This window comes from Bacillus sp. TE8-1, assembly GCF_008368855.1.
GTDB lineage: Bacteria > Bacillota > Bacilli > Bacillales > Bacillaceae_G > Bacillus_A > Bacillus_A cereus.
Map to the genome: position 1 here is coordinate 1 of NZ_QPET01000003.1, position 26,630 is coordinate 26,630.

Below are 26,630 nucleotides of genomic sequence, written 5' to 3' on the forward strand. Positions count from 1 at the left end.
CTTCATAAGAGCAAGCTCTTAATCCATTCGCTCGACTTGCATGTATTAGGCACGCCGCCAGCGTTCATCCTGAGCCAGGATCAAACTCTCCAATAAAGTTAGTTTGTCTAGCATCTAAAATAAAAATTGACGTTTCACGTTGTTTGTTTCGTTCAGTTTTCAAAGAACAATATCGCGTTTCAGCGACTTTTATAATATATCATAGTATATTATTTTCGTCAACAAGTTTTTTCGATAAGTTGTATCTCTCATTTGCTGACTCTGCCTATTATATAGGCTTTCTCTTCCCTATGCAAGTATTATTATAAAAAAATAAAGAGAGGGAAAATCCCCTCTCTTATTCTTCTGAAGAAACCTCTTCACTCGTTTCTTCCTCTTCATCTTTTTGTGCTTTTGCTACCGTCGCTACCTCTTGGTCTTCCTCTAATCGAATTAGACGAACACCTTGTGTATTACGTCCCATTTGAGAGATTTGATCAACTGGCATACGAATAATAACGCCTGCCGCTGTAATTAACATAATATCTTCTTCACCTGTAACAGACTTAACAGCTACTAATTTACCGTTCTTATCTGTAATGTTACAAGTTTTCAGACCTTTACCACCGCGACTTTGCAGACGGTATTCATCAATCGGCGTACGCTTTCCGTAACCATTTTTCGTTACAATTAGAACATTTACATCCTCTTCGACAATTTCCATACCTACAACTTGGTCTTCATCGCCCAACGTAATAGCTTTAACACCTGCAGCATTACGTCCCATAGAACGAACATCTTGTTCATTGAAACGAATTAGCATACCGTTACTTGTCCCGACAATAATATCCTTATCACCCGATGTTAAACGTACAGATATTACTTCATCCTCTTCACGAAGAGAAATTGCAATTAAACCATTTGTACGTATATTTGCAAATGATGAAAGTGGTGTTCTCTTAGAAACCCCTTGTTTTGTCGTAAAGAATAAGAACTGATCGTCACCAAATTCACGAATCGGAATAATAGCGTTAATCCACTCACCCTTATCTACCCCTAATAGGTTAATAATTGGTAGTCCTTTTGCAGTACGACTATACTCTGGAATTTCATATCCTTTCGTACGGTATACTTTACCCTTGTTTGTAAAGAATAAAATATGATCATGAGTAGACGTTGTTAATAAATGTTCAACAAAGTCATCATCATTCGTACCCATTCCTTGCACACCACGTCCCCCACGGTTCTGTGTTTTGTACGTAGAAGCCGGTAACCTCTTAATATAACCGTTATGAGTTAACGTAATCGCAATGTTTTGTTCAGGAATTAAATCTTCATCTTCAATAAATTCCATACCGCCAATTGTAATTTCTGTTCGTCTCTTATCATTGAAACGCTCTTTTACTTCTGTTAATTCTTCACGAATAATCTCAAGAACTTTTTCTTCATCTGCTAAAATCGCTTTTAATTCAGCAATTAACTTCATTAAGTCTTGATATTCTTGCTCAATTTTTTCACGTTCTAATCCAGTTAAGCGTTGCAGACGCATATCTAAAATCGCTTGCGCTTGTTTCTCACTTAAACCAAAACGTTCCATTAAGCCTTGCTTTGCAATATCTGCCGTTTTTGAACTACGAATTAACGTAATAACTTCATCAAGATGATCTAAAGCAATTCGTAATCCTTCTAAAATATGAGCACGTGCTTCTGCTTTTTCTAATTCATAAGCAGTACGTCTACGAATTACTACCTTCTGATGCTCTAAATAATGATATAGATTTTGTTTTAAATTTAGTACTTGTGGCTCCCCATTTACAAGAGACAACATATTAATACCGAAACTTGTTTGAAGCGCTGTATGTTTATATAGATTGTTTAATAGTACGTTTGCATTAGCATCACGACGTACTTCCATGACAATACGCATACCATTACGATCTGATTCATCACGTAAATCTGTAATACCTTCAATTTTCTTATCGCGAACTAATTCTGCGATTTTTTCAATTAATCGTGCCTTATTAACTTGATAAGGTAGTTCAGTTACGATAATAGATTGTTTACCGTTTGACTTCTCTTCAATTTCAACCTTAGCACGAAGCATAATGGAACCGCGACCTGTTTCATAAGCTCTTCGAATTCCACTTCTTCCTAAAATTAAACCTGCCGTCGGAAAGTCTGGACCTGGAATGTATTCCATTAATTCCGCGATAGTAATATCAGGATTATGACTTAATGCCAGCACACCATCAATTACTTCGCCAAGCTGATGCGGCGGTATATTTGTTGCCATACCAACAGCAATACCTGTTGTACCGTTTACTAATAAATTAGGGAAACGCGCTGGTAGTACTATCGGTTCTCTTTCGGAACCATCATAGTTATCTTGATAATCAATTGTATTTTTTGAAATATCACGTATTAATTCCATAGAAATCTTAGACATTCTTGCCTCTGTATAACGCATTGCAGCTGCTGAATCTCCATCTACAGAACCGAAGTTACCATGCCCATCTACAAGCATATAACGTTGACTAAAATCTTGCGCCATACGTACCATTGTTTCATAAACGGCTGAATCACCATGAGGGTGATACTTACCGATTACTTCACCGACAATACGTGCTGATTTCTTATACGCTTTATCAGCTGTAATTCCTAAATCATTCATCGCATATAAAACCCTACGATGCACAGGTTTTAATCCATCACGAACATCTGGTAATGCACGAGATACGATAACACTCATTGCGTAATCTAAAAATGAGGTACGCATTTCATGACTAATATTAATTTCTCGAATTCGTGCTTGTTGTTGATTGTCTGACATCAACGAGCACCTCCTCTTACATTTCCGTTACACATACATTGATTTATATGTAGAAGACAGGAATACTTAGATTCCTGTCATTACTCATTTAAATATCAAGGTTCTTCACGTATTTTGCATTCTCTTGGATAAAGTTACGACGTGGCTCTACTTTATCTCCCATTAAAATTTCAAATGTTTCGTCTGCTTCAATTGCATCTTGAAGGGAAACTTGAAGTAATGAACGTACTTCTGGATCCATTGTCGTCTCCCATAGCTGAGTTGGATTCATCTCCCCAAGACCTTTATAACGTTGAATTCCTGGTTTCGGCTGGGCTGGTAGCTCAGCTAAGATTTTTTCAAGTTCCTTATCGTTGTAAGCATATTGAATTTTTTTACCTTGTTGTATTTTAAACAATGGCGGCTGTGCAATATAGATATAACCACACTCAATTATTTGACGCATATAACGATAGAAGAACGTTAATAATAGGGTACGAATATGTGCACCATCAACATCGGCATCGGTCATAATAATAACTTTATGATAGCGTGCTTTTTCAATATCGAAGTCTCCACCAATATTTGTACCGATTGCCGTAATAATTGTACGAACTTCATCATTTGATAAAATCTTATCTAAGCGCGCCTTTTCCACATTAATAATTTTACCCTTCAGCGGTAAAATTGCTTGGAAATGACGATCGCGTCCTTGTTTTGCAGATCCACCCGCAGAGTCACCCTCTACGATGTAAATTTCACTAATTGCTGGATCTTTCGAAGAGCAATCAGCTAATTTACCAGGTAAACTTGAAACTTCTAACGCACTCTTTCGACGTGTCAATTCACGCGCTTTTTTCGCAGCTACACGTGCACGTGCAGCCATCGTACCTTTTTCTACAATTTTTCGCGCTACATTAGGATTTTCTAGTAAGAACTTTTCAAATGCCTCTGAGAATACAGACTCTGTAATTGTTCTCGCTTCACTATTCCCAAGTTTTGTCTTCGTTTGTCCTTCAAATTGTGGATTTGGATGCTTGATTGATACAATTGCTGTTAAACCTTCACGAACATCCTCACCAGTTAAATTACTGTCCGCATCTTTTAAAATGCTATTTTTACGACCATAGTCGTTGATTACACGAGTTAAAGCTGTTTTAAAACCTACCTCATGTGTACCACCTTCATACGTATGGATGTTATTCGTAAATGAGTAAATATTATTTGTGTATCCTTCGTTATATTGAAGAGAAACCTCAACCTGAATACCATCTTTTGAACCTTCTACGTACACGGGCTCTTCATGAATCGGTTGTTTTGAGCGATTTAAATGCTCAACGTATGATTTAATTCCACCTTCGTAATGGAATTCTTTCTTTTGCTTATGTTCACGTTTATCTTCAATTGTTAATTTAATATTACGATTTAAAAACGCTAATTCACGCATACGAGTTGCTAGCGTATCAAAATCGTATACTGTTGTTTCTTGGAAAATTTCCGGATCTGGTTTAAATCGAGTTATTGTTCCTGTTTGATCTGTGTCACCAATGACTTTTAAATCCGCAACCGGAATACCTCTTTCATATTTTTGGTAATGGATTTTACCTTCACGATGTACAAATACTTCTAATTCTGTTGATAGAGCATTTACAACCGATGCCCCAACACCATGTAAACCACCAGAAACTTTATAACCGCCACCGCCAAATTTACCACCGGCGTGGAGAACAGTCATAATAACTTCTACAGCTGGACGTCCCATTTTTTCTTGTATACCAACCGGAATACCACGCCCATTATCCGTTACACGAATACTATTATCTTCTTCGATACTAACATTAATTTCATCACAATAACCTGCAAGTGCTTCATCAATACTATTATCTACGATTTCCCAAACAAGATGGTGAAGCCCTTTTCCACTTGTAGATCCAATATACATACCAGGGCGTTTCCGAACTGCCTCTAGTCCTTCAAGCACCTGTATCTGACTTTCATCATATGCATTTTCTTGCATTTGCTTTTGTTCCATTGACACAAAGATCACCTACTTTTCCATTTAAACAGGGGTTATTCCCTATCTATTTCACAATCTACAGTGCCGTTCGTTACATGAATTGTTTTCGCTTCTTTTAATGTTTCGTGTTCAATTCCGTCGACACTCGTCGTTGTAACAAATGTTTGCACTTTTCCTTGAATTGTATTTAAAAGATGTGATTGACGATAATCATCTAATTCTGATAAAACATCATCCAACAAAAGGATTGGATATTCTTTAACCTCTGAATAAATCAATTCAATTTCAGCTAATTTTAGGGATAGTGCGGTCGTTCGTTGTTGTCCTTGCGAACCAAAGACTTGAACATTTTTACTATTAACGAAGAATTGTAAATCGTCACGATGAGGACCAATCAAAGTCGTACCACGGAAAATTTCACGTTGTTTCACAGATTGAAAACTTTCATAGTATACTTCTTTTATTTTCGACAAATCCATTGATTCTGATACATCTACACTTGGTTTATAGACAATTTCTAACTCTTCTAATCCACGGCTTATACCTCGATGAATTGGAGCTGCCCATTCCTGTAGCAAATGCAAAAATTCAAAACGTTTTTGCAGTATTTTCGCACCATGCTCAATTAGTTGAAGTGTAAATACATCCAACATCGTTTCCTCATTCTTACTATTCCCTTGCATTTTTTTCAACAAGTGATTTCGTTGCGTGAGCACCTTTTGATATTGACTTAATTCATACAAATATACAGGAGCTATTTGTCCTAATTCCATATCTAAAAAGCGTCTTCTTACTTGAGGGCTTCCTTTTACAAGATTTAAATCTTCTGGGGCAAACATGACAACGTTCATCACGCCAATATATTGACTTAACTTTTGTTGTTCAAGTTGATTTAATTTTGCCTTTTTACCTTTTTTCGAAATATTTAATTCCAAAGACAAAGAACTGTTTCTTTTTTGTAATTTCCCTTTTATTTGACCAAAATCTTCATCCCAGCGGATAAGTTCGCGATCATTAGAGGTTCTATGAGATTTCGCCATCGCTAAAACATAAATAGCTTCCATCAAATTTGTTTTCCCTTGCGCATTTTCGCCGATAATTACATTTACCTTATCTTCAAAGGAAAGCTCTAATTTTTCATAATTGCGATAGTTTTTTAATTGTATTTCTGAAATAAACAAAGGGCTCCCCCTTTATGCCTGAACTTGGAAAGTTCCGCTTCCTGGAATTTCAATAACATCATTCGCATATAGTTTGCGACCTCTTCTATTTTCAAGTTCGTTGTTCACGTACACTTCATATTCTTGTAAAAACCATTTTACAGCGCCACCTGTATCAATTACATCAGCTAACTTTAAAAATTGTCCTAGTGTAATATACTCTGTTGAAATTTTAATACGTTTCATAAAATCGCTCACTTTCTGAAAGTGTTCATTCTTTCATTGTACTAAATAAACTAGCATTAGGAAAGTAATACCCAAAAATCAAATAAGGGCCACTAGCATCTTTAAACTAGCAACCCTTATTCCTTACCTAGTAAGTACGAACCGGTAAAATTAATTGAATAATTGAATCATCATTTACTGTACGAATTAAGAACGGTCTCATCGCCCCAGTAAAGCTAACTTTAATCTCTGTACTATCCAAAGCTTTCAATGCATCCATCATATATTTTGCACTAAAAGATATTTTTAACTCTTCTCCATCTACTTTTTCGCATTGTACTTCTTCGACAACTTTTCCGATTTCTGGTGAATTCGAAGAAATCTCTAGCATTTCTTGCTCTAAAGTTGATAATTTAACAACGTTATTGCGGCCATCTCTTGCTAATAGTGAAGCGCGATCAATTGCTTGTAGGAATTCTTTTGTATTCACAAAAATATCCGTTTTACTCTCTGCCGGAATTAAACGTGTCGTATCAGGATAATTCCCTTCTAACAATCTTGAGAAGAATAATAAATGTTTTGTACGGAATAATACTTGATACTCCGTAATAACGATATCTACCATTTCTTCAGACTCATCTAAAATTTTACTTAATTCATTTAAGCTCTTACCTGGAATAACAACATTAGCTTGGAATTCATCTGCAATATTATGTCCTTCAATTTTTGCTTTTCGAAGTGCCAGCCTATGACTATCTGTTGCAATACAAGTTAACTCGCTGTTATATACCTTCCAGTTTACACCTGTCAAGATTGGTCTTGTTTCAGAAGTAGAAACTGCAAATACAGTTTGTCTGATCATATGTTTAAGTAAATCTGTTGGTATCTTAAATACATGATGTTCTTCAATCTGTGGCAATAACGGATATTCTGCAGAATCTAAACCATTTAAGTTAAACTCTGATTTTCCAGATTTTATTTTTGTCATAAAATGATTTTCTACAGAAATTTCGACAGTGTCTTTAGGTAGTTTTTTTACAATCTCACTAAAATATTTTGCCTGTAAAACAATGCTTCCTGATTGAGCTATTTCTACAATTTCTTTTCCATCTTCTTCGACTGGAATAAACGATTCAATAGAAATATCAGCATCGCTTCCTGTTAATGTAACTCCTTCTTCAGTCGCTACAACTTTAATTCCCGTAAGAATTGGGATTGTTGTACGAGAAGAAACTGCCTTCATTACATCTTGTACACCTCTTACAAGATAGTCTTTTTGTATTGTAAAACGCATAAAGAAAAACCTCCGGTAAGTATAAGATTTTATTTAATTAATAAAGATAAAAAGTAGTAGTAATAGTAATAGGGCTTGTGGATATGTGGATAACTCCGCTAAAGGATGTAAAAACAGTCTATCTACATGTGGATAGACTGTGCGTAAAACAAGGTAAGTTATTCACACTATTCAGCTACTACTTTAAAATACCATTAATTTCTTCAACTTGCTTTTGTAATTGCGTATCGGTTTTTAGTAGTTTAGAGATTTTTTCATGGGCATGGATAACTGTTGTATGATCACGTCCACCAAATTCTTCACCTATTTTTGGTAAAGAGGAATCTGTAAGCTCGCGCGATAAATACATTGCAATTTGGCGAGGAAACGCAACTGATTTTGTACGTTTTTTCGCTTTAAAATCTTCTAATTTCACTTGATAAACGTCCCCGACAGCTTTTTGAATATCATAAATAGAGATAATTTTCGGCTTAGAATTTGGAATAATATCTTTAAGTGCTTCAGCTGCTAAATCAGCATTAATATCTTTATTAATTAAAGATGAATAAGCTACAACTCGGATAAGTGCACCTTCTAATTCACGAATATTTGAATCAATTTGATTTGCGATATAAAGCATAACTTCATTTGGTATATCAAGCCCTTCAGCTTTTGCTTTTTTGCGTAAAATCGCAATTCGTGTCTCTAAATCTGGCGGCGTAATGTCTGTAATAAGTCCCCATTCAAAGCGGGAACGAAGACGATCTTCTAAAGTTGGAATTTCTTTTGGTGGTCGGTCACTAGAAATTACAATTTGTTTACTTTCTTCGTGTAATGCATTAAATGTATGGAAAAACTCTTCTTGAGTCTGTTCTTTTCCAGCAAGAAATTGAATATCATCTATCAATAAAACATCTACGTTGCGATATTTATTACGAAAATCAACAGCTTTATTATCGCGAATAGAGTTAATAAATTCATTTGTAAATTTTTCTGATGATAAATATACAACTTTTGCATTTGGATTATGTTCAATTACATAATGACCAATTGCGTGCATTAAATGTGTCTTTCCAAGTCCAACTCCTCCGTAAATAAAGAGTGGATTATACGCTTTAGCTGGCGCCTCAGCTACAGCTAATGAAGCTGCATGGGCAAAACGGTTACCAGAGCCAATAACAAATGTATCGAATGTATATTTTGGATTTAACATGCTCTGTGGTAAATGAGCTGAATCATCTTGTGCTGGATTCGGCTTAACTGGAGGCAGATCAATGTCCTCTTCAGCTTGACTTTGGGGAATAATAAAGCGAATTGCTAATTTTGCCCCTGTTAAATCGTATAGTGTTTCTGAAATTAGTTCGGAGTAATGAGATTCTAGCCAGTCACGAGCAAATTCATTCGGAGCTGTAATCGTTAATACGTCTTTCTTCAAGTTATGAGCCGTTGTGGATTTTAACCATGTCTCATAACTAGGCTTGCTTACCTTTTTTTCTAATTCTTTTAAGGCACTATTCCATAAATCAGAGATATTTTCCAAAGGTGTCCCTCCTTTACTAAGTTGGTAAAAGAATAAGGTTGCGCAACAAATGTACAACCTAATAAATATAAAATGTATATTTATACGAAACGTATTTTAAAACCTAAAAACGTCGTTTGTATATGAGATAGGGTTTTCGACAAAAAAAGCAAATGTGGACAACTATTTACCCACATGTGATTAAAACTGTCCACATGTTATACACAAATTGTGGATAAGATAAAGATGTGGAAAACTTATTCAAAGTGAAAACACAACTATAATATCAAAAAAAAGTGGCTATAGCAATGAATTTAAGAAAGTTATCCACAAAATCAATACCTTGTGGAATAAACTTGTCCACAACACGATATACTGTGTAAAAGTGTGAAAAAAGTTTGTGGATATAAAAAACGCGAAAAAATATTTATCCACAAGGAAATATAGGTGCTGTGAAAAAGTATGTGAATAGGTTCAAAATGAATATTTGATGAAAATTTCTAGAACCATTGACATTTTCCTAGTTAATTAACTATAATTTATAGGACTGTCTTTAACAGATATTCCTCAGGGAGGTGTCATATAATGAAAAGAACTTACCAACCAAATAAACGTAAGCGCAGCAAAGTACATGGTTTCCGCAGCCGTATGAGCACAGCGAACGGACGTAAAGTGCTAGCAGCTCGTCGTCGTAAAGGAAGAAAAGTATTATCTGCGTAGACCACTGATCGTTCAGTGGTCTTTTTTTCTAATAATAGTGAATTTCCGCTGATGAAATACAGGAGTGTCAATTGATATGAAGAAAAAACATCGTATAAAGAAGAATGATGAATTCCAGGCGGTTTTTCAAAAAGGAAAATCAAATGCAAATCGTCAGTTTGTTGTATACCAATTAGATAAAGAAGAACAGCCAAACTTTCGCATCGGCCTTTCTGTTAGCAAGAAAATAGGAAATGCAGTAGTTCGTAATCGAATTAAGCGCATGGTCCGTCAGGCTATTACAGAGTTAAAAGATGAGATAGCTTCTGGAAAAGATTTTGTTATAATAGCAAGGAAGCCTTGTGCAGAGATGACATATGAAGAAGTAAAGAAAAGCTTAATTCATGTCTTTAAACGCTCTGGTATGAAAAGAATAAAAAAGTAGCGTAAGGAAATGAATTACACTATATACATACCGATACAAGGAGGAGTAGGCTTTGAAAAAGAAATTAGGTTTACTAGCCATGGTCGTTGCATTAATGGCGATTGCCACCGGTTGTAGTGAAACGGGTCAGCCGATTACATCGAAAAGTACTGGGATTTGGAATGAATATTTCGTATATCCGCTTTCTCAGTTAATCACGTATTTTGCCGACTTATTTAACAGTAATTACGGTTTAGCAATTGTTATTACAACTCTTATCATTCGTTTTGCATTATTACCACTAATGATTAAACAAACGAAGAGTACGAAAGCGATGCAAGCGTTACAACCGGAAATGGTGAAGTTAAAAGAGAAATATAGCTCTAAAGATCAAGCGACACAGCAAAAACTGCAGCAAGAAATGATGCAGTTATATCAAAAAAATGGTGTAAATCCATTAGCTGGTTGTTTACCAATCTTTATTCAAATGCCAATTCTGTTCGCTTTTTATCATGCAATTATGAGAACAGCTGAAATTAAACAACATAGTTTCTTATGGTTCGATTTAGGACATGCAGACCCGTTCTATATCTTACCGGTCGTTGCAGCAATTACGACATTTATTCAGCAAAAGCTTGCAATGGCAGGAACAGCTGGTCAAAATCCGCAAATGGCAATGATGCTTTGGCTTATGCCGATTATGATTTTAATCTTTGCAATTAACTTCCCAGCCGCATTATCACTTTACTGGGTTGTTGGTAATATCTTTGGTATTGCTCAAATGTACTTTATCAAAGGGCCAGAAATTAAGGCTAGCAAAGCTGGAGGCTCAAGCAAGTGAGTGTAATTACTGCTAAAGGACAAACAGTCGAGCTGGCAGTAGAGGATGCTTTAAGGCAATTAAATACATCAAAAGATCGAGTAGATATAAATATTGTCGATGAGGGTAAAAGAGGATTCTTAGGTTTATTTGGGAATCGTCCTGCAGTAGTAGAAGTTGTATTGAAGACAGATCCAATTCAAGAATGTGAAGAATATTTAAGAAATGTTATTCACGATATGGGTGTGGAAGTTGAGATTAGTAAAATTGTAAAAGGACGCGAAATTGAATTTACAATTTCTGGTGATAATGTAGGTGTTTTAATTGGGAAAAGAGGTAATACATTGAACTCTTTACAGTATTTAACAAAACTTGTCGCGAATCGTAACACGAAGCAGTATATCGGTATTACACTAGATGCTGAAAATTATCGTAGTAAAAGAAAAAGTACGTTAGAATCACTTTCTTATCGATTAGCGAAACAAGTATTTAATACGAAAAAAAGAGTTATTTTAGAACCGATGCCATCTTTTGAACGAAAAATTATTCATCAGGCATTATCAAATCATCAAGGTATCAATACAACTTCTGAAGGAAATGAACCACATCGGCATGTTGTAATATCTCCTAAATGACCGGTTGCTCAAATGAGTGCCGGTTTTTTTGAGCGGAAAATAGATGTGGATAACTAAAAAACACTAAACTTATCCACTGTGAATAAGTTTAGTGTTTTTTACATGGGGATATAATAAAATGAGTTATTCTTCTTTTGTAGATAGGTTCGTTATGGTATCCTAATAATTTAGTGAAAGAAATAATCATGTTGAAATAGAGATAAATAAGCAAGTGAGGTGAAAGGACATGGAATTTGATACAATTGCTGCGATTTCCACAGCGCTTGGAGAGGGTGCAATTGCCATTGTTCGAGTAAGTGGGGATGATGCGGTTGAGAAAGTTGATCGTATTTTTAAGGGGAAGGATTTAACAGAGGTTCCTTCTCACACTATTCATTATGGTCATATTGTTGATTTAGATACAAATCAAGTTATTGAAGAAGTTATGGTGTCTATTATGCGCGCACCAAGGACTTTTACACGTGAAAATATAGTGGAAATTAACTGTCACGGTGGACTTGTTTCAGTAAATAAAGTATTGCAACTTATTCTAGCACAAGGAGTACGATTGGCAGAACCGGGCGAATTTACAAAACGTGCTTTTTTAAATGGACGTATCGACTTATCACAAGCAGAAGCTGTTATGGATTTGATTCGAGCAAAAACAGATCGTGCGATGAATGTAGCAATTAATCAAATGGAAGGGCGATTATCTAAATTAATTGGTCTTTTGCGTCAAGAAATATTAGAAACATTAGCTCATGTTGAGGTAAATATAGATTATCCAGAATACGATGATGTAGAAGAGATGACACATAATATTTTAATTGAGAAAGCGACGCATGTTCGTTCGGAAATCGAAAAAATATTAGAAACATCAAAACAAGGGAAAATTTTACGTGAGGGTATTGCTACAGCAATTATCGGTAGACCCAACGTTGGGAAATCATCGTTATTAAATAGTCTTGTTCAGGAGAAAAAGGCAATTGTAACTGATATTGCAGGAACAACTCGTGATGTTATTGAAGAGTACGTTAACGTGCGTGGTGTACCTCTTAAACTTATAGATACAGCCGGTATTCGGGAGACAGAAGATGTTGTTGAACGAATTGGTGTGGAACGTTCAAAAGAAATGATGAGCCAAGCGGATTTAGTATTAGTTGTTGTCAACTATAGCGAGGCTTTAACAAATGAGGATGAAGATCTATTCCGTGCGGTACAAGGAAAAGACTTTATTGTTATTGTGAATAAGACTGATTTACCGCAAGCAATTGATATGGAACGTGTTACAGAGTTAGCCGCGGGAAATCGTGTTATTACAACATCCTTAATTGAGGAACAAGGAATAGATGAACTCGAAAAGGCAATAGCTGATTTATTCTTTGAAGGAACAATCGATTCTGCAGATATGACATATGTTTCTAATGCGAGACATATTGGATTATTAACACAAGCAGGAAAAACAATCGGTGATGCAGTTGAGGCGATTGAAAATGGTGTACCAATTGATATGGTACAAATTGATTTAACAAGAACGTGGGAAATACTTGGTGAAATTACTGGGGACACAGTGCATGAAAGCTTAATTGACCAGTTGTTCTCTCAATTTTGTTTAGGAAAATAATATAGTGAAGTTGTAGAAAGATAGAGATTATTAGGAGGAATAAACAATGGGATACAATGCCGGTTCATACGATGTCATAGTAATCGGTGCAGGTCATGCAGGATGTGAAGCTGGTCTTGCGGCAGCACGAATGGGCTCAAAAACATTAATGTTAACAATTAACTTGGATATGGTAGCATTCATGCCATGTAACCCTTCTGTTGGTGGACCAGCAAAAGGGATTGTTGTTCGTGAAATTGATGCATTAGGCGGAGAAATGGGACGTAATATTGATAAAACTCATATTCAAATGCGTATGCTAAATACAGGTAAGGGACCAGCCGTACGTGCACTTCGAGCGCAAGCTGATAAATTCTCTTACCAACATGAATTAAAGAAAACAATTGAAGAAACACCAAACTTAACGTTGTTCCAAGGAATGGTAGAGCGTTTAATCGTTGAAGAAGGTGTATGTAAAGGGGTAGTTACACAAGCTGGTGCAGAATATACAGCAAAAACAGTTGTAATTACAACTGGAACATTTTTACGCGGCGAGATTATCATGGGCGACTTAAAATATTCAAGTGGTCCAAATAACCAGCAACCGTCTATTACATTATCTGAGCATTTAGAGGAGCTTGGATTTGATCTTGTGAGATTTAAAACAGGGACACCTCCTCGTGTAAACAGTAATACAATTGACTACAGTAAAACAGAAATTCAACCAGGTGATGATAAGCCACGTGCATTCTCTTTTGAAACAACGAAATTTATTATGGATCAAATTCCATGTTGGTTGACATATACAAGTACAGAAACACACCGTTTAATAGATGAAAATTTACATCGTTCAGCTATGTATTCTGGTATGATTAAAGGAACAGGTCCTAGATACTGTCCTTCTATTGAAGACAAAGTAGTAAGATTTAATGATAAACCACGTCATCAAATTTTCTTAGAGCCAGAAGGGCGTAATACACAAGAAGTATATGTACAAGGTTTATCCACAAGCTTACCAGAAGATGTACAACGTGACATGCTTAGAACAATTCCAGGCCTAGAAAATGTTGAAATGATGCGTACAGGTTATGCAATTGAATATGATGCAATTGTGCCAACACAACTATGGCCAACACTTGAAACGAAAAAGATTAAAAATTTATATACAGCAGGACAAATTAATGGAACTTCTGGTTACGAAGAGGCGGCCGGACAAGGGCTTATGGCTGGAATTAATGCAGCATGCCGTTCTTTAGGTAAAGAAGAAGTTGTTTTAGGTCGCGAGGATGCTTATATTGGCGTCTTAATTGATGATCTTGTAACGAAAGGTACAAATGAACCATATCGTTTATTAACGTCTCGTGCAGAATACCGTCTATTATTACGCCACGATAATGCTGATCTTCGTTTAACTGAAGTTGGTCGTAAAATTGGATTAATTAAAGAAGAGCGCTATGAGCGATTTACAAATAAAAAATTACAAATTGAACAGGAAAAGGAACGTTTAAGCAGCATTATTATTAAACCACGTCCTGAAGTTCAAGAATTAATTCGCAATATTGGCGGAAGTGAATTGAAAGATGGAATACGTGCAAGTGACTTATTACGTCGTCCAGAGATGACATATGAGCATATTCATCTTTTAGTACCAAGTGAAGTAGAATTAAGTGATGAAGTTAAAGAACAAGTTGAAATTCAGATTAAGTATGAAGGATATATTGAAAAATCTTTACAGCAAGTAGAGCGTATGAAGAAAATGGAGAATAAAAAAATCCCTGTAGATATTGATTATGATGCGATTTCTAGCATTGCTTCAGAAGCTAGACAGAAATTGAAAGATGTTCGTCCACTTTCAATGGGGCAGGCTTCACGTATTTCTGGCGTAAATCCAGCGGATATTTCCATTTTACTTGTGTATATAGAACAAGGAAAAATTGCACGCGTATCGAACCAATAAATAGTAAGGAGATATTGCTAGATGAACATAGAACAATTTCAATCTATGCTAGAAGAGAAGGGAATCACCCTCTCTTCTAGACAGTTAGAGCAGTTCAAAATCTACTTTGAAACATTAGTAGAGTGGAATGAAAAAATGAACTTAACGGCTATTACAGAAAAAGAAGAAGTATATTTAAAACACTTTTTTGATTCCATTACAGCTGCTTTTTATTATGATTTTTCAAAACCATTCTCAATTTGTGATGTTGGTGCAGGGGCTGGATTCCCAAGTATTCCTTTAAAAATCTGTTTCCCGCACTTAAAAGTAACAATTGTAGATTCATTGCAAAAACGTATTAATTTCTTAAATCACTTAGCCCAAAAGTTAGAATTAAGTGATGTTGCATTTTGTCACGATCGTGCTGAAACATTTGGGAAAAAAGAAGGTGTACGTGAATCATACGATATTGTAATGGCACGTGCAGTTGCGCGTCTTTCTGTATTAAGTGAGCTATGTTTACCACTTGTAAAAGTTGGAGGAACATTCATTGCAATGAAAGGTGCAGCAGCAAACGAAGAAATTGAAAATGGCAAGTATGCTTTAGAGGTGCTAGGCGGAGAGTTGAAAGAGATGTCTACTTTCCAATTACCATTTGAAGAGAGTGAACGTAATATTTTATTAATCGAGAAAAAGCGCAAGACACCAAAGAAATATCCACGCAAACCGGGAACACCCAATAAATTACCTATTGAAAAATAAATCTTATTAGACGTAAGATTAAATTATATAAATGAAAACGTAAATGTTTCATAGGAAACATTTTATGGAGAATAGTCAATAGGCCTAAAAGGTGGTGGAATATGTATGAAAAATACGTTTTCTCGTTTATTTGGCTTTGGAGATAAAGAGAGCGAATTCGAATTACAAGACGAAAGCCATGAAGAGATAGATAAAAAGGTATATGAAGAAATACAAGAAATTCCGATAGTAAATATTACCCCTAACCGTTATCAACCAAGAACAGTTTTTGATGATGCGCGTATTGATGAGTTAGCATTAACAATTCGTACACATGGACTTATTCAACCGATTGTTGTAAGGCAATATGAGGATGATAAGTACGAGATTATTGCTGGAGAAAGACGTTTTCGCGCGGCAACAAAGTTAGGTTGGGAAAAGGTTCCTGCAATTATAAAGAATTTAAATGATACAGAGACAGCTTCTGTAGCTTTAATTGAAAACTTGCAACGTGAGGAACTAACGGCAATCGAGGAAGCTGTGGCATATCAAAAGCTGATTGAGTTACATAATTTAACACAAGAAGCATTGGCACAACGACTTGGAAAAGGACAATCTACAATCGCAAATAAGTTGCGCTTGTTAAAGTTGCCTGAAGAAATAAAAAGTGCATTATTAGAAAAAAGCATTACAGAACGTCATGCCCGCGCTCTCATTCCTTTAAAAAATGAGGAATTACAACTGAAGGTTTTACAGGAAATTGTGGAGAAACAACTAAATGTAAAGCAAACAGAAGAACGAATTGCGAAGTTACTAGAGGAAGCGAAACCGAAGCGTAAGGCAAAGCAAAAAGCAGTAAGTCGAGATACGAGGATTGCTATGAATACAATTAGACAATCTTTACAAATGGTTACTGAAAGTGGTTTGAATGTTAATTCTGAGGAAGAAGAATTTGATGAGTACTATCAAATTACAATTAAAATTCCAAAGAAAAAATAATAATGACGTGCTAGAGACCTTATCCTATTGGAGAGGTCTCTTTTACTATATTTTCTTGTTAAATGAAGAAGGAGTTTAGAAATAAATTTTGAAGTTTAATAAAGGACGTAAAAGAAAAAGTTTTATTTCATGTTACAATAAACGTAATTGTTACTAGAATAAGATAGAAAGGTTGAAAGTAGGTGACATCATGGGAAAAATCATTGCTATTGCTAATCAAAAAGGCGGTGTTGGAAAAACAACAACATCTGTTAATTTAGGGGCTGGATTGGCGCAAGTAGGTAAAAAAGTCCTTCTTGTAGATATTGATGCTCAAGGAAATGCAACGACTGGTGTGGGAATTGAAAAATCTGAATTAGATCAATGTATTTACAACGTTCTTGTGGAAGATGCAGATGTTCAAGGGGTTATACAGAAAACCGCAACTGAAAACTTAGATGTTCTACCCGCTACAATTCAATTGGCTGGTGCTGAAATTGAATTGGTACCGACTATTTCCCGGGAAGTACGTTTGCAAAGAGCATTACAGCCAGTTCGTGATGAATATGACTATATTATTATCGACTGTCCCCCATCTTTAGGGTTATTAACGATTAATGCATTAACAGCAGCAGATTCTGTTATTATTCCTGTACAGTGTGAATATTACGCACTAGAAGGGTTAAGTCAGCTATTAAATACAGTTCGACTTGTACAAAAACATTTAAATAAAAATTTAGCAATTCAAGGTGTATTGTTAACAATGTTGGATGCCCGTACAAATTTAGGGATTCAAGTTATAGATGAAGTGAAAAAGTATTTTAGGGATAAAGTATATCGCTCGATTATTCCGCGTAATGTACGCTTGAGCGAGGCTCCAAGTCATGGGAAACCTATTATGCAGTATGACGCTAAATCAAGAGGAGCAGAAGTGTATATAGATTTAGCAGAGGAAGTGATTGCAGGTGGCTAAAGGATTAGGAAGAGGAATTAATGTGTTTTTTCCTGATTTAGATGTGAAAGAAGAGGAAACAATTCAGGAGATTCTTGTAACTGAATTAAGGCCGAATCCATATCAACCGCGTAAACACTTTAATAAAGAGGCGATTCAGGAATTAGCAATTTCGATTAAGGAACACGGTATTCTACAACCATTAATTGCTAGGAAGAGTATTAAAGGATATGAAATTGTTGCAGGTGAAAGACGATTTCGTGCTGCAAAAGAGGCTGGTTTAGAAAAAGTACCTGCGGTTGTAAGACAATTAACTGAACAGCAAATGATGGAATTTGCGTTGTTAGAAAACTTACAACGAGAAGATTTAAATCCTATGGAAGAGGCAATGGCATACCAGATGTTAATGAATGAGCTAAATGTAACGCAAGAACAATTAGCGAAACGTCTTGGTAAAAGCAGACCTTACATTGCAAATTATACTCGGTTATTAAGCCTACCTTCTTTCGTACAAGATATGATTGCAAATGGTCAACTTTCAATGGCTCATGGGAGAACTTTACTTACGATAAAAGATGAAGAACAATTGAAGTCCTTATTGAAACGCATTGAAAAAGAAGGATTAAATGTTCGTCAATTAGAGAAAATCGTCCAAGAGATTAATCAACACGTTTCACGTGAAACAAAAAAAGTGAAAAAAGAGCGAAATATATTTTTCGTAGAACGTGAAACGTTCTTAAGAGAAAAGTTTGGCACAGATGTGAAAATTAAAGAGACGAAAAAAGAAAAAGGTAAAATCGAAATTGAATTTTTTAATAAAGAAGATTTAAATCGTATTTTAGAACTATTAGCACAGAAAAATTAAAAAGCAAACCATCTTATTATTTATAGATGGTTTGCTTTTTTTAATGCGGATAATTTTTGATCCGTCTCTTTTATACTTTTTGCGATTACCTCAGCCATTTTCATGACTAAACTTAATCTTGTATTTTGAAGAACGAAAAACTCCATAAACCCATTTAGATTGACGATACCGTGTATGTGCAAATCACCAACTGCAGGTAATTTCTTATTCATAGCAGCTCCAGGTTTACTAGGTCCCTTTCCAGTAGTGATTGATCCGATATTTTGGGACTTTCCTAAACATGCATCAACAGCAATTATAAATGCAGTAGGATATTCTTTCTGTATATTCTGAATTTTCTCTTCTAAATTTAGCGCATGTACTGGCTCATCTAGTGTACCGAATACTTGGAGGTTTTGGATGTCTATTTGTTCAAGTTTTGTACCAACTAATGGGCCGAGTGCGTCACCTGTAGAGCGATCTGTGCCGATACAAACGAGAATGAGTGGTATATTAGTTTTAATAGGAATATGGGTAAGTAAGAAATTACTGATTATCTCAGAGGCTTCTAGATCTTGGTGCATAACGTTTTGAGTTTCTTTCTCAAAAAATGGTAAGCGAAAACTTCCAATATTCATGAAGCACCCATCCTTTTAATAAATTTTCAATATATGTTATATGGTGAGGAAAATGGAAAGTTATAAGTGCGTAATTTTTGCAAAATGTGAATGAAAACGGAAATAATAGTACTAGTATATATATATTCGTTCCATTTTATACCTGGATGTCGGGGATAAAATAGGATTAAAATCATAAAATTTTTTCAGCAATTAGGGGACTTCTGATACAATAATAAGGGTAACTAAAAAGAAATTTTAGCTAGAGAGGTAGAGGTACATGGATTTATTAGCGAAGTGGTTTAATTCTATGAAACAGTATTTATTAGATGCTGATCGTTGGGCTCATATTGGAGTTGCGACATTAAAAATATGTATTATTTTAACAATTGGTGCAGTTGTTGTGCGAATTGCAAGGGCGGTTGTACGAAATGCGTTTCGTATGGGGAGTCGTTCTCCAATTCAAATTTCAGAACGTCGTACAGTTACAGTAGCGAAATTACTTGAAAATATTGTAGCGTACGTTGTTATGTTCATTATGCTAATTGCGATTTTAGGTGTGTTTGATATTAATGCATCAGGTTTATTAGCGGGTGCTGGGGTAATTGGTTTAGCAGTCGGATTTGGTGCTCAAAGTTTAGTGAAAGACGTTATTACAGGTTTATTTATTTTGTTAGAAGATCAGTTTTCAGTTGGCGATTATGTTAAAATCGGTCAATTTGAAGGAGTCGTTTTAGAAATTGGACTTCGTACAACGAAAGTAAAGAGTTGGACAGGTGAAATTCATACTTTACCAAATGGAAGTATTATTCAAGTTACTAACTACTCAGTTAGTAATAGTGTAGCGTTTGTTGATGTATCTATTTCATATGAGGCTGATATTGCGAAAGCAGAGCAAGTTATTGAAGATTTATTAGTAGAATTACCTTCAAAGTACGAAAAAATGGTAACAACGCCTCAATTATTAGGTGTGCAAACATTAGCAGCATCAGAAGTTATATTACGTGTTATTGCTGAAGTAGAACCGATGCAACATGCAGTTATTGCAAGGGCACTTCGTAAAGAGATTAAAAATCGTCTTGATTTACATGGAATTGAAATTCCATATCCACGTATGGTTTTATATAATCGTGAAGAATTAGTTAGTGGAAAAGCAATTTAGTATGGAGAGGAGTTTGGAGAATGGAGCAAAAGGAATATAACTTGTATGATGTTGTGGAAATGAAGAAAGCCCATCCATGTGGCGAGAATCGTTGGAAAATTATTCGTATGGGAATGGATATCCGCATTAAGTGCGAGGGGTGTGACCATTCAGTAATGATTCCTCGAAGAGAGTTTGATCGTAAGGTGAAAAAAATACTTGTGAAGCACGAAGAATAGAGGGAGAGTAACAGTTACAGTAGGTAACTGTTACTTTTTTTCGTTTGGCGGAAACTTGTCATTTTTTTCGTTACTATCTATAATGATGAAAGATTGAGACATAGGAGTGAAAAATATGGGATTAACGGCTGGGATTGTTGGATTACCTAACGTAGGGAAGTCCACTTTATTTAATGCAATTACACAAGCAGGAGCAGAATCTGCGAACTATCCATTCTGTACAATTGATCCAAACGTAGGGATTGTAGAAGTACCAGATGAGCGTTTAAATAAATTAACGGAATTAGTAGAACCGAAAAAGACTGTTCCGACTGTATTCGAGTTTACTGATATTGCAGGTATCGTAAAAGGTGCTAGTAAAGGTGAAGGTTTAGGAAATAAATTCTTATCTCACATTCGTCAAGTAGATGCAATTTGCCAAGTTGTTCGTTGTTTTGAAGACGAAAATATTACGCACGTTTCAGGGAAAGTAGATCCAATTGATGATATTGAAACAATCAATTTAGAGCTAATTTTAGCGGACTTAGAGTCTGTTGATAAGCGTATCGAGCGTGTTGCGAAATTAGCAAGACAAAAAGATAAAGAAGCGGTATATGAGCATGAAATTTTAGTTCGTTTAAAAGAAGCTTTTGAAGAGGGAAAACCAGCTCGTACTGTTGAATTTACAGAAGAGCAGATGAAGATTGTTAAAGGCCTTCATTTACTTACAACAAAAGAAATGTTATACGTAGCGAATGTAAGTGAAGACGATATTATCGATCCTTCGGAAAATAAATACGTACAAATGGTAAAAGAATTTGCAGCAAATGAAAATTCTCAAGTAATCGTTGTATGTGCAAAAATCGAATCAGAAATCGCTGAATTAGACGAAGAAGAGAAAAAAGTATTCCTTGAAGAATTAGGAATTGAAGAGTCTGGTTTAGATCAATTAATTCGTGCAGCATATGACCTATTAGGACTTGCTACTTACTTTACAGCTGGCGTTCAAGAAGTACGTGCTTGGACATTTAAACAAGGAATGAAGGCACCACAATGTGCTGGTGTTATTCATACAGACTTTGAGCGTGGATTTATTCGTGCAGAAACAGTTTCTTACGATGATTTAATGACAAACGGTTCTATGACAGCTGCAAAAGAAGCTGGAAAAGTACGTTTAGAAGGAAAAGAATATATCGTAAAAGACGGAGATGTTATGCACTTCCGTTTTAACGTTTAATTTAATATTTCCTAGGAAAAATAAAGATATGAGCTTGGCAAATATATTATATGTTTGCCAAGTTTTTTATGTATTGGTGAGTTGATTCATATAACTTACTATGATATAATCTAAACTCGTGAGTAATTACTATAAATTAATTGCTCCTTGCCCATTACGGGCCGTTTAGACCAAAAGGAGGTGAAAGTGTAATGAGAAAGTACGAAATTATGTACATCATTCGTCCTGGCGTTGAAGAAGAAGCTCAAAAAGCTTTAGTTGAACGTTTTGCAGGTGTTTTAACAAACAATGGTGCAGAAATCATTAACACGAAAGAGTGGGGTAAGCGTCGTTTAGCTTACGAAATCAACGACTTACGTGAAGGTTTCTACATGATCTTAAACGTGAAATCTAACGCAGAAGCGATTAACGAATTCGACCGTTTAGCTAAGATCAACGAAGACATCCTTCGTCATATCGTTGTTAAAGAAGAAGAAAAATAATTGATATATAAGGGAGAGTGGTTCGATTGATGAATCGTGTTATCCTCGTTGGTCGTTTAACTAAGGACCCTGACTTACGTTACACGCCCAATGGTGTTGCAGTAGCTACTTTTACGTTAGCTGTGAATCGCGCATTTGCCAATCAACAAGGTGAGCGTGAAGCTGACTTTATTAATTGTGTAATATGGCGTAAACAAGCAGAAAACGTAGCAAATTATTTGAAAAAAGGTAGCTTAGCAGGCGTAGATGGACGTCTTCAAACTCGTAATTACGAGGGACAAGATGGTAAACGTGTATACGTAACAGAAGTTCTTGCGGAAAGCGTGCAATTTTTAGAGCCGCGTAATGGCGGTGGGGAGCAACGTGGTTCATTTAATCAGCAACCATCAGGAGCTGGTTTCGGTAACCAAGGCTCTAACCCATTTGGTCAATCTAGTAATTCAGGTAACCAAGGTAACTCTGGATTTACGAAGAATGACGATCCATTTTCAAATGTAGGTCAACCGATCGACATTTCCGACGACGATTTACCGTTCTAATACAGTAAATTTGTTAGTTTTAACAAAGAATGGAGGGAAATAGACATGGCAGGACGCAAAGGTGGACGTGCGAAACGTCGTAAGGTGTGTTTCTTTACAGCTAACGGCATCACTCGCATTGACTATAAAGATGTTGATTTATTAAAACGTTTCGTTTCTGAACGTGGTAAAATTTTACCTCGTCGTGTAACAGGAACAAGCGCGAAATACCAACGCAAACTTACAGTTGCAATTAAACGTGCTCGTCAAATGGCACTTTTACCATATGTTGGTGAATAATAGCGTATGAAATGCACAGTAGAGTGGGACTCTACTGTGCATTTTGCTATGCTTTTCTTTTTGAAAGAGAGGTTAAAATGTGAAACAAACAAAGTTTATTACAGAAGGTGCAGCATTATTAGCTATATATGCAATTTTATTGCTTATATCTATGTATGTTCCGATTTTGGGTACAGTTGTAACTTTTGCGTTGCCGTTACCATTTATACTATTAATGATAAGACATAAACTATCTAATGTGCTCGTGGTTTTTGTAGCGGCACTTTTTGTTACTATTATTGTGAGTCAACCGCTGAATTTAGTGAAGACAATTATGTTTGGATTGATAGGGATTGTTTTAGGATATATGTATAAAACAAGAAAGAAGCCAGTCGAAATCTTAATAGCGGGGACGCTTGCATACTTAATTGGTTTTGTACTTATTTATGTTGCGAGTATAAAGTTTTTCAACATAGATATAATGAAGCAAATGCAAAGTATGTTCAGTGAAAGTATGGCGAAAAGCGAAAAGATAGTAAGTGCTACAGGTATGCCGATTAGTAAGGAACAAAAAGCGTTACTTGCACAAATGAATGATATATTACAATCGTTATTTCCAAGTATACTTGTGCTAGTTTCAGTATGTTTTTCTTGGATTACAGTGATAATATCAGGTAGTGTTTTGAAAAAGTTAAAACATGAAGTTATATCTTGGCCTAAATTTAAAGATATACAATTACCAAAGAGTATCATTTGGTATTACGTTATATTTATTTTGTTAGCAACTTTTATAAAAGTAGAACCAACATCATATTTACATATGGTATTTTCTAACCTAAATGTCATATTTGCACTATTGCTTGTACTGCAAGGTCTGACATTTATTGCCTTTTTAGCGTATAGAAAAGGTTTTACTAAAGGGGTTCCTATTATTAGTTTTATTGCATGCATGTTTATTCCGATGCTGTTTCCTCTTGTGACAATCTTAGGTATAATTGACTTAGGGATTTCATTGCGTTCTAAAATAGGGGGATAAAATAATATTCCTTATACTATTTTAATCTGTTTAACTAACTGGAAGGTGAGTTAGTTTTACTTTATAGGAGTTGTATACATGCCTGAATTTGATAAGAAACAGTGGTTTTTATATCCTGTTTATGTATTGGCATTTTTTGTGTTTGTGCTCATTTTAATTCTCTGTTATTTTCATTTAATTATGGGTATAGCTGCTTTTGTCATTTTTTGTATCGTATTCTTTATCGTTATACGATTTGAACTTAATTTTCAAAGGAATTTCGAAAAGCATACGACAGATATGATTACAAGAGTAAAGAAAGTAAGTAATGAAGCATTTAACCAAATGCCGATTGGTATTTTGTTATACAATAAGGATTATGGGATTGATTGGGCAAATCCTTATTTATCTTCATGTCTGGGACAGCACGCATTAGCTGGATGGCACCTTTACGATGTATCAGAAACATTACTTCTTTTCATTAAAGGAGAAACTTCTGATGATATAGTCTCTTTAAATAATCGAAAGTTTCGCGTTTTTGTAAGGAAAGAAGAAAAGTTAATTTATTTCTTTGATGTAACGGAACAAACAGAAATCGAAAAGATGTACGAGGATCAAAGGACTGTTTTAGCTGTCATCTATTTGGATAATTATGATGAAGTTACACAAGGATTAGATGATCAATTACGTACGAATATAACAAGTCTTGTGACATCGCGACTAAATGAATGGGCACTTAAGTATGGTGCTTATTTAAAACGTGCATCTTCAGAAAGATTCTTCGTTGTGCTAAATGAAAGTATTTTGACGCAGATGGAGAAAGGGAAATTTAGCATTTTAGATCAGGTGCGTGAAGAAACATCTAAAAGGAATATACCACTTACATTAAGTGTGGGTGTCGGATCAGGTGATTTACCTTTATCAGAGCTTGGAGCAATGGCTCAATCTGGTTTAGATCTTGCGCTTGGGCGTGGGGGAGACCAAGTAGCTATTAAACAAGCGACAGGTAAAGTTAAGTTCTATGGAGGTAAGACAAATCCGGTTGAAAAACGTACCCGTGTACGCGCCAGGGTCATTTCGCATGCGTTAAAGGATTTAGTATTAGAAAGTAGTAATGTCATTATTATGGGGCATAGGGCTCCCGATATGGACGCAATTGGTGCTGCGATTGGTATTTTAAAAGTGGCTCAATTAAATGAGCGTAAAGGATATATTGTGTTAGATGAAAATGATTCCGATAAAGGAATTAAACGTTTGATGGACAAAGTGAAACAAAATGAGGAGTTATGGTCTCATTTTATTACTCCAGAGCAAGCGATGGAATTTGCAAATGATGAGTCGTTACTTGTTGTTGTCGATACGCATAAACCTTCTATGGTGATGGAGCAAAAACTGTTACATAAAATTGAAAATGTAGTAGTTATTGATCATCATCGCCGCGGAGAAGATTTTATTGAAGACCCATTGCTAGTTTATATGGAACCATATGCTTCTTCAACGGCAGAATTGGTTACAGAATTACTTGAGTATCAACCTAAAAATTTAAAGATGACAATGTTAGAAGCGACGGCATTGTTAGCGGGTATTATTGTCGACACGAAAAGTTTCACATTCCGGACAGGGGCTCGTACATTTGATGCTGCTTCTTATTTACGCTCACATGGTGCAGATACTGTACTTGTACAAGAACTTTTAAAGGAAGATATGGATCAGTATTTACGGGTTGCAAAAGCTATAAAAAATGCGTACATTTATAAAAATGGAATTGCGATTGCTAAAGTTGATAGTGATGATTACTACGATCAAGTGCTTATTGCGCAATCGGCAGACACGTTATTAACGATGACAGGGATTATTGCATCATTTGTTGTTGCGAAACGTGGCGAGAATCTCATTGGAATTAGCAGCAGGTCTTTAGGTGAAGTGAATGTGCAGCTAATTATGGAAAACTTAGGCGGTGGCGGGCATTTGACGAATGCAGCCACACAGATGAAAAATGTTACAGTAGATGAAGCTGAGGAGAAGCTTCGATTTGTTATTGATGACTATTTACAGGGAGGCACACAATCATGAAAGTAATTTTTCTAAAAGACGTAAAAGGTAAAGGTAAAAAAGGAGAAGTGAAAAACGTACCAGATGGCTATGCAAATAACTTCTTACTAAAACAAGGATTAGCTGCTGAAGCAACAAATAGCAGTATGAAAACTTTAGAAGCTCAAAAGCGTAAAGAAGAAAAAGATGCAGCAGCAGAGCTTGAAAATGCAAAAGAGTTAAAAGAGACTTTAGAGAAATTAACTGTAGAATTAAAGGCGAAATCTGGAGAAGGTGGCCGTTTATTTGGTTCTATTACAAGCAAACAAATCGTAGATGCAATGCAAAAATCACACAAGATTAAACTTGATAAACGTAAATTTGAAATGGACGATGCAATCCGCGCGTTAGGTTATACAAACGTTACTGTGAAATTGCATCCACAAGTAACAGCAACAGTAAAAGTTCATGTTAGTGAACAATAAAAATAAATTAAGCA

The 26,630-nt window shown here is 35.5% G+C and carries 26 protein-coding genes and 1 rRNA gene; 19 read left to right on the top strand and 8 right to left on the bottom strand.

Features of this window, described 5'->3' with window-relative positions; all coding sequences use genetic code 11:
- The 7 genes from DN404_RS02310 to dnaA form a co-directional block, all read right to left on the bottom strand.
- Positions 1–96 (bottom strand): 16S ribosomal RNA (locus DN404_RS02310); the annotation flags it as partial.
- 241 nt (positions 97–337) lie between these two features.
- Positions 338–2,809: a DNA gyrase subunit A gene (gene gyrA / locus DN404_RS02315; protein WP_001282864.1), complete on the bottom strand. Its 2,472-nt coding sequence runs from the start codon at positions 2,807–2,809 to the stop codon at positions 338–340.
- A gap of 88 nt (positions 2,810–2,897) precedes the next feature.
- On the bottom strand, positions 2,898–4,820 hold the full coding sequence (gene gyrB, locus DN404_RS02320; protein WP_000435982.1) for a DNA topoisomerase (ATP-hydrolyzing) subunit B: 1,923 nt from the start codon (positions 4,818–4,820) through the stop codon (positions 2,898–2,900).
- Positions 4,821–4,858: 38 nt separating this feature from the next.
- Positions 4,859–5,986 carry a DNA replication/repair protein RecF gene (gene recF, locus DN404_RS02325; RefSeq protein WP_000470745.1) on the bottom strand — a complete coding sequence of 376 codons (1,128 nt, stop codon included), beginning with the start codon at positions 5,984–5,986 and terminating at the stop codon, positions 4,859–4,861.
- Between the two features lie 12 nt (positions 5,987–5,998).
- Entirely contained in the window at positions 5,999–6,211 is a 213-nt protein-coding gene (gene yaaA / locus DN404_RS02330; RefSeq protein WP_000821364.1) for a S4 domain-containing protein YaaA, read from the bottom strand.
- Between the two features lie 127 nt (positions 6,212–6,338).
- Positions 6,339–7,484, bottom strand: coding sequence for a DNA polymerase III subunit beta (gene dnaN / locus DN404_RS02335; protein WP_001212884.1), 1,146 nt, complete (start codon positions 7,482–7,484; stop codon positions 6,339–6,341).
- A gap of 178 nt (positions 7,485–7,662) precedes the next feature.
- Positions 7,663–9,003: a chromosomal replication initiator protein DnaA gene (dnaA, locus tag DN404_RS02340; protein WP_000428017.1), complete on the bottom strand. Its 1,341-nt coding sequence runs from the start codon at positions 9,001–9,003 to the stop codon at positions 7,663–7,665.
- A gap of 564 nt (positions 9,004–9,567) precedes the next feature.
- Here dnaA and rpmH point away from each other — a divergent pair.
- The 10 genes from rpmH (at position 9,568) to spo0J (ending at position 18,614) form a co-directional block, all read left to right on the top strand.
- Positions 9,568–9,702: a 50S ribosomal protein L34 gene (rpmH, locus tag DN404_RS02345; protein ID WP_000831901.1), complete on the top strand. Its 135-nt coding sequence runs from the start codon at positions 9,568–9,570 to the stop codon at positions 9,700–9,702.
- Between the two features lie 76 nt (positions 9,703–9,778).
- A complete protein-coding gene (gene rnpA / locus DN404_RS02350) occupies positions 9,779–10,126 on the top strand; it encodes a ribonuclease P protein component (RefSeq protein ID WP_000726619.1) in 348 nt (115 codons plus the stop codon).
- A 52-nt stretch (positions 10,127–10,178) separates the two neighbouring features.
- On the top strand, positions 10,179–10,946 hold the full coding sequence (spoIIIJ, locus tag DN404_RS02355) for a YidC family membrane integrase SpoIIIJ (RefSeq protein ID WP_000727737.1): 768 nt from the start codon (positions 10,179–10,181) through the stop codon (positions 10,944–10,946).
- Complete coding sequence (gene jag, locus DN404_RS02360) at positions 10,943–11,560, top strand: RNA-binding cell elongation regulator Jag/EloR (RefSeq protein WP_149214690.1); 618 nt, start codon at positions 10,943–10,945, stop codon at positions 11,558–11,560. The genes spoIIIJ and jag overlap by 4 nt, the downstream gene beginning before the upstream one ends.
- A 226-nt stretch (positions 11,561–11,786) precedes the next feature.
- The gene (gene mnmE / locus DN404_RS02365; protein WP_000393757.1) at positions 11,787–13,163 is read left to right on the top strand and encodes a tRNA uridine-5-carboxymethylaminomethyl(34) synthesis GTPase MnmE; all 1,377 of its coding nucleotides are present in this window, start codon (positions 11,787–11,789) and stop codon (positions 13,161–13,163) included.
- A gap of 46 nt (positions 13,164–13,209) precedes the next feature.
- Positions 13,210–15,099, top strand: a complete 1,890-nt coding sequence (gene mnmG / locus DN404_RS02370) for a tRNA uridine-5-carboxymethylaminomethyl(34) synthesis enzyme MnmG (RefSeq protein WP_000541055.1) — start codon at positions 13,210–13,212, stop codon at positions 15,097–15,099.
- Between the two features lie 21 nt (positions 15,100–15,120).
- Positions 15,121–15,840 carry a 16S rRNA (guanine(527)-N(7))-methyltransferase RsmG gene (gene rsmG / locus DN404_RS02375; RefSeq protein ID WP_001019628.1) on the top strand — a complete coding sequence of 240 codons (720 nt, stop codon included), beginning with the start codon at positions 15,121–15,123 and terminating at the stop codon, positions 15,838–15,840.
- Between the two features lie 105 nt (positions 15,841–15,945).
- Positions 15,946–16,818, top strand: a complete 873-nt coding sequence (gene noc / locus DN404_RS02380; protein WP_000799016.1) for a nucleoid occlusion protein — start codon at positions 15,946–15,948, stop codon at positions 16,816–16,818.
- A gap of 190 nt (positions 16,819–17,008) precedes the next feature.
- Positions 17,009–17,770, top strand: coding sequence for a sporulation initiation inhibitor protein Soj (gene soj, locus DN404_RS02385; RefSeq protein ID WP_000516114.1), 762 nt, complete (start codon positions 17,009–17,011; stop codon positions 17,768–17,770).
- A complete protein-coding gene (spo0J, locus tag DN404_RS02390) occupies positions 17,763–18,614 on the top strand; it encodes a stage 0 sporulation protein Spo0J (protein ID WP_001051832.1) in 852 nt (283 codons plus the stop codon). The genes soj and spo0J overlap by 8 nt, the downstream gene beginning before the upstream one ends.
- 20 nt (positions 18,615–18,634) lie before the next feature.
- Here the strand turns inward: spo0J and yyaC are convergent, their stop codons facing one another.
- On the bottom strand, positions 18,635–19,231 hold the full coding sequence (gene yyaC, locus DN404_RS02395) for a spore protease YyaC (RefSeq protein WP_149214691.1): 597 nt from the start codon (positions 19,229–19,231) through the stop codon (positions 18,635–18,637).
- 259 nt (positions 19,232–19,490) lie between these two features.
- Here yyaC and DN404_RS02400 point away from each other — a divergent pair, with 259 nt between their 5' ends.
- The 9 genes from DN404_RS02400 to rplI all read left to right on the top strand — a co-directional run bounded on the left by DN404_RS02400 (position 19,491) and on the right by rplI (position 26,616).
- Positions 19,491–20,372, top strand: coding sequence for a mechanosensitive ion channel family protein (locus DN404_RS02400; RefSeq protein WP_000364814.1), 882 nt, complete (start codon positions 19,491–19,493; stop codon positions 20,370–20,372).
- 20 nt (positions 20,373–20,392) lie between these two features.
- Entirely contained in the window at positions 20,393–20,590 is a 198-nt protein-coding gene (locus DN404_RS02405) for a DUF951 domain-containing protein (protein ID WP_000435485.1), read from the top strand.
- Positions 20,591–20,705: 115 nt separating this feature from the next.
- A complete protein-coding gene (gene ychF, locus DN404_RS02410; RefSeq protein WP_000524657.1) occupies positions 20,706–21,806 on the top strand; it encodes a redox-regulated ATPase YchF in 1,101 nt (366 codons plus the stop codon).
- A gap of 191 nt (positions 21,807–21,997) precedes the next feature.
- Entirely contained in the window at positions 21,998–22,288 is a 291-nt protein-coding gene (gene rpsF, locus DN404_RS02415; protein ID WP_001233778.1) for a 30S ribosomal protein S6, read from the top strand.
- 26 nt (positions 22,289–22,314) lie between these two features.
- A complete protein-coding gene (gene ssb / locus DN404_RS02420; protein ID WP_000981966.1) occupies positions 22,315–22,827 on the top strand; it encodes a single-stranded DNA-binding protein in 513 nt (170 codons plus the stop codon).
- 45 nt (positions 22,828–22,872) lie between these two features.
- Positions 22,873–23,106, top strand: a complete 234-nt coding sequence (gene rpsR / locus DN404_RS02425; protein ID WP_000918873.1) for a 30S ribosomal protein S18 — start codon at positions 22,873–22,875, stop codon at positions 23,104–23,106.
- A gap of 79 nt (positions 23,107–23,185) precedes the next feature.
- The gene (locus DN404_RS02430) at positions 23,186–24,121 is read left to right on the top strand and encodes a YybS family protein (protein WP_149214692.1); all 936 of its coding nucleotides are present in this window, start codon (positions 23,186–23,188) and stop codon (positions 24,119–24,121) included.
- Between the two features lie 78 nt (positions 24,122–24,199).
- Positions 24,200–26,173, top strand: a complete 1,974-nt coding sequence (locus tag DN404_RS02435) for a DHH family phosphoesterase (protein WP_001113778.1) — start codon at positions 24,200–24,202, stop codon at positions 26,171–26,173.
- Complete coding sequence (rplI, locus tag DN404_RS02440; RefSeq protein ID WP_000864228.1) at positions 26,170–26,616, top strand: 50S ribosomal protein L9; 447 nt, start codon at positions 26,170–26,172, stop codon at positions 26,614–26,616. Before DN404_RS02435 ends, rplI begins: the two co-directional genes overlap by 4 nt.
- Positions 26,617–26,630: the final 14 nt, after the last annotated feature.

What these genes read in the sequence shown, in the direction of transcription:
- yyaC (WP_149214691.1), bottom strand. Translation starts at nt 19,231, where the DNA reads ATGAATATTGGAAGTTTTCGCTTACCATTTTTTGAGAAAGAAACTCAA.
- rpsR (WP_000918873.1), top strand. Translation starts at nt 22,873, where the DNA reads ATGGCAGGACGCAAAGGTGGACGTGCGAAACGTCGTAAGGTGTGTTTC.
- rpmH (WP_000831901.1), top strand. Translation starts at nt 9,568, where the DNA reads ATGAAAAGAACTTACCAACCAAATAAACGTAAGCGCAGCAAAGTACAT.
- DN404_RS02400 (WP_000364814.1), top strand. Translation starts at nt 19,491, where the DNA reads ATGGATTTATTAGCGAAGTGGTTTAATTCTATGAAACAGTATTTATTA.
- rpsF (WP_001233778.1), top strand. Translation starts at nt 21,998, where the DNA reads ATGAGAAAGTACGAAATTATGTACATCATTCGTCCTGGCGTTGAAGAA.
- gyrA (WP_001282864.1), bottom strand. Translation starts at nt 2,809, where the DNA reads ATGTCAGACAATCAACAACAAGCACGAATTCGAGAAATTAATATTAGT.
- dnaN (WP_001212884.1), bottom strand. Translation starts at nt 7,484, where the DNA reads ATGCGTTTTACAATACAAAAAGACTATCTTGTAAGAGGTGTACAAGAT.
- DN404_RS02405 (WP_000435485.1), top strand. Translation starts at nt 20,393, where the DNA reads ATGGAGCAAAAGGAATATAACTTGTATGATGTTGTGGAAATGAAGAAA.
- ychF (WP_000524657.1), top strand. Translation starts at nt 20,706, where the DNA reads ATGGGATTAACGGCTGGGATTGTTGGATTACCTAACGTAGGGAAGTCC.
- DN404_RS02435 (WP_001113778.1), top strand. Translation starts at nt 24,200, where the DNA reads ATGCCTGAATTTGATAAGAAACAGTGGTTTTTATATCCTGTTTATGTA.
- rplI (WP_000864228.1), top strand. Translation starts at nt 26,170, where the DNA reads ATGAAAGTAATTTTTCTAAAAGACGTAAAAGGTAAAGGTAAAAAAGGA.
- noc (WP_000799016.1), top strand. Translation starts at nt 15,946, where the DNA reads ATGAAAAATACGTTTTCTCGTTTATTTGGCTTTGGAGATAAAGAGAGC.
- mnmE (WP_000393757.1), top strand. Translation starts at nt 11,787, where the DNA reads ATGGAATTTGATACAATTGCTGCGATTTCCACAGCGCTTGGAGAGGGT.
- rsmG (WP_001019628.1), top strand. Translation starts at nt 15,121, where the DNA reads ATGAACATAGAACAATTTCAATCTATGCTAGAAGAGAAGGGAATCACC.
- rnpA (WP_000726619.1), top strand. Translation starts at nt 9,779, where the DNA reads ATGAAGAAAAAACATCGTATAAAGAAGAATGATGAATTCCAGGCGGTT.
- gyrB (WP_000435982.1), bottom strand. Translation starts at nt 4,820, where the DNA reads ATGGAACAAAAGCAAATGCAAGAAAATGCATATGATGAAAGTCAGATA.
- soj (WP_000516114.1), top strand. Translation starts at nt 17,009, where the DNA reads ATGGGAAAAATCATTGCTATTGCTAATCAAAAAGGCGGTGTTGGAAAA.
- yaaA (WP_000821364.1), bottom strand. Translation starts at nt 6,211, where the DNA reads ATGAAACGTATTAAAATTTCAACAGAGTATATTACACTAGGACAATTT.
- mnmG (WP_000541055.1), top strand. Translation starts at nt 13,210, where the DNA reads ATGGGATACAATGCCGGTTCATACGATGTCATAGTAATCGGTGCAGGT.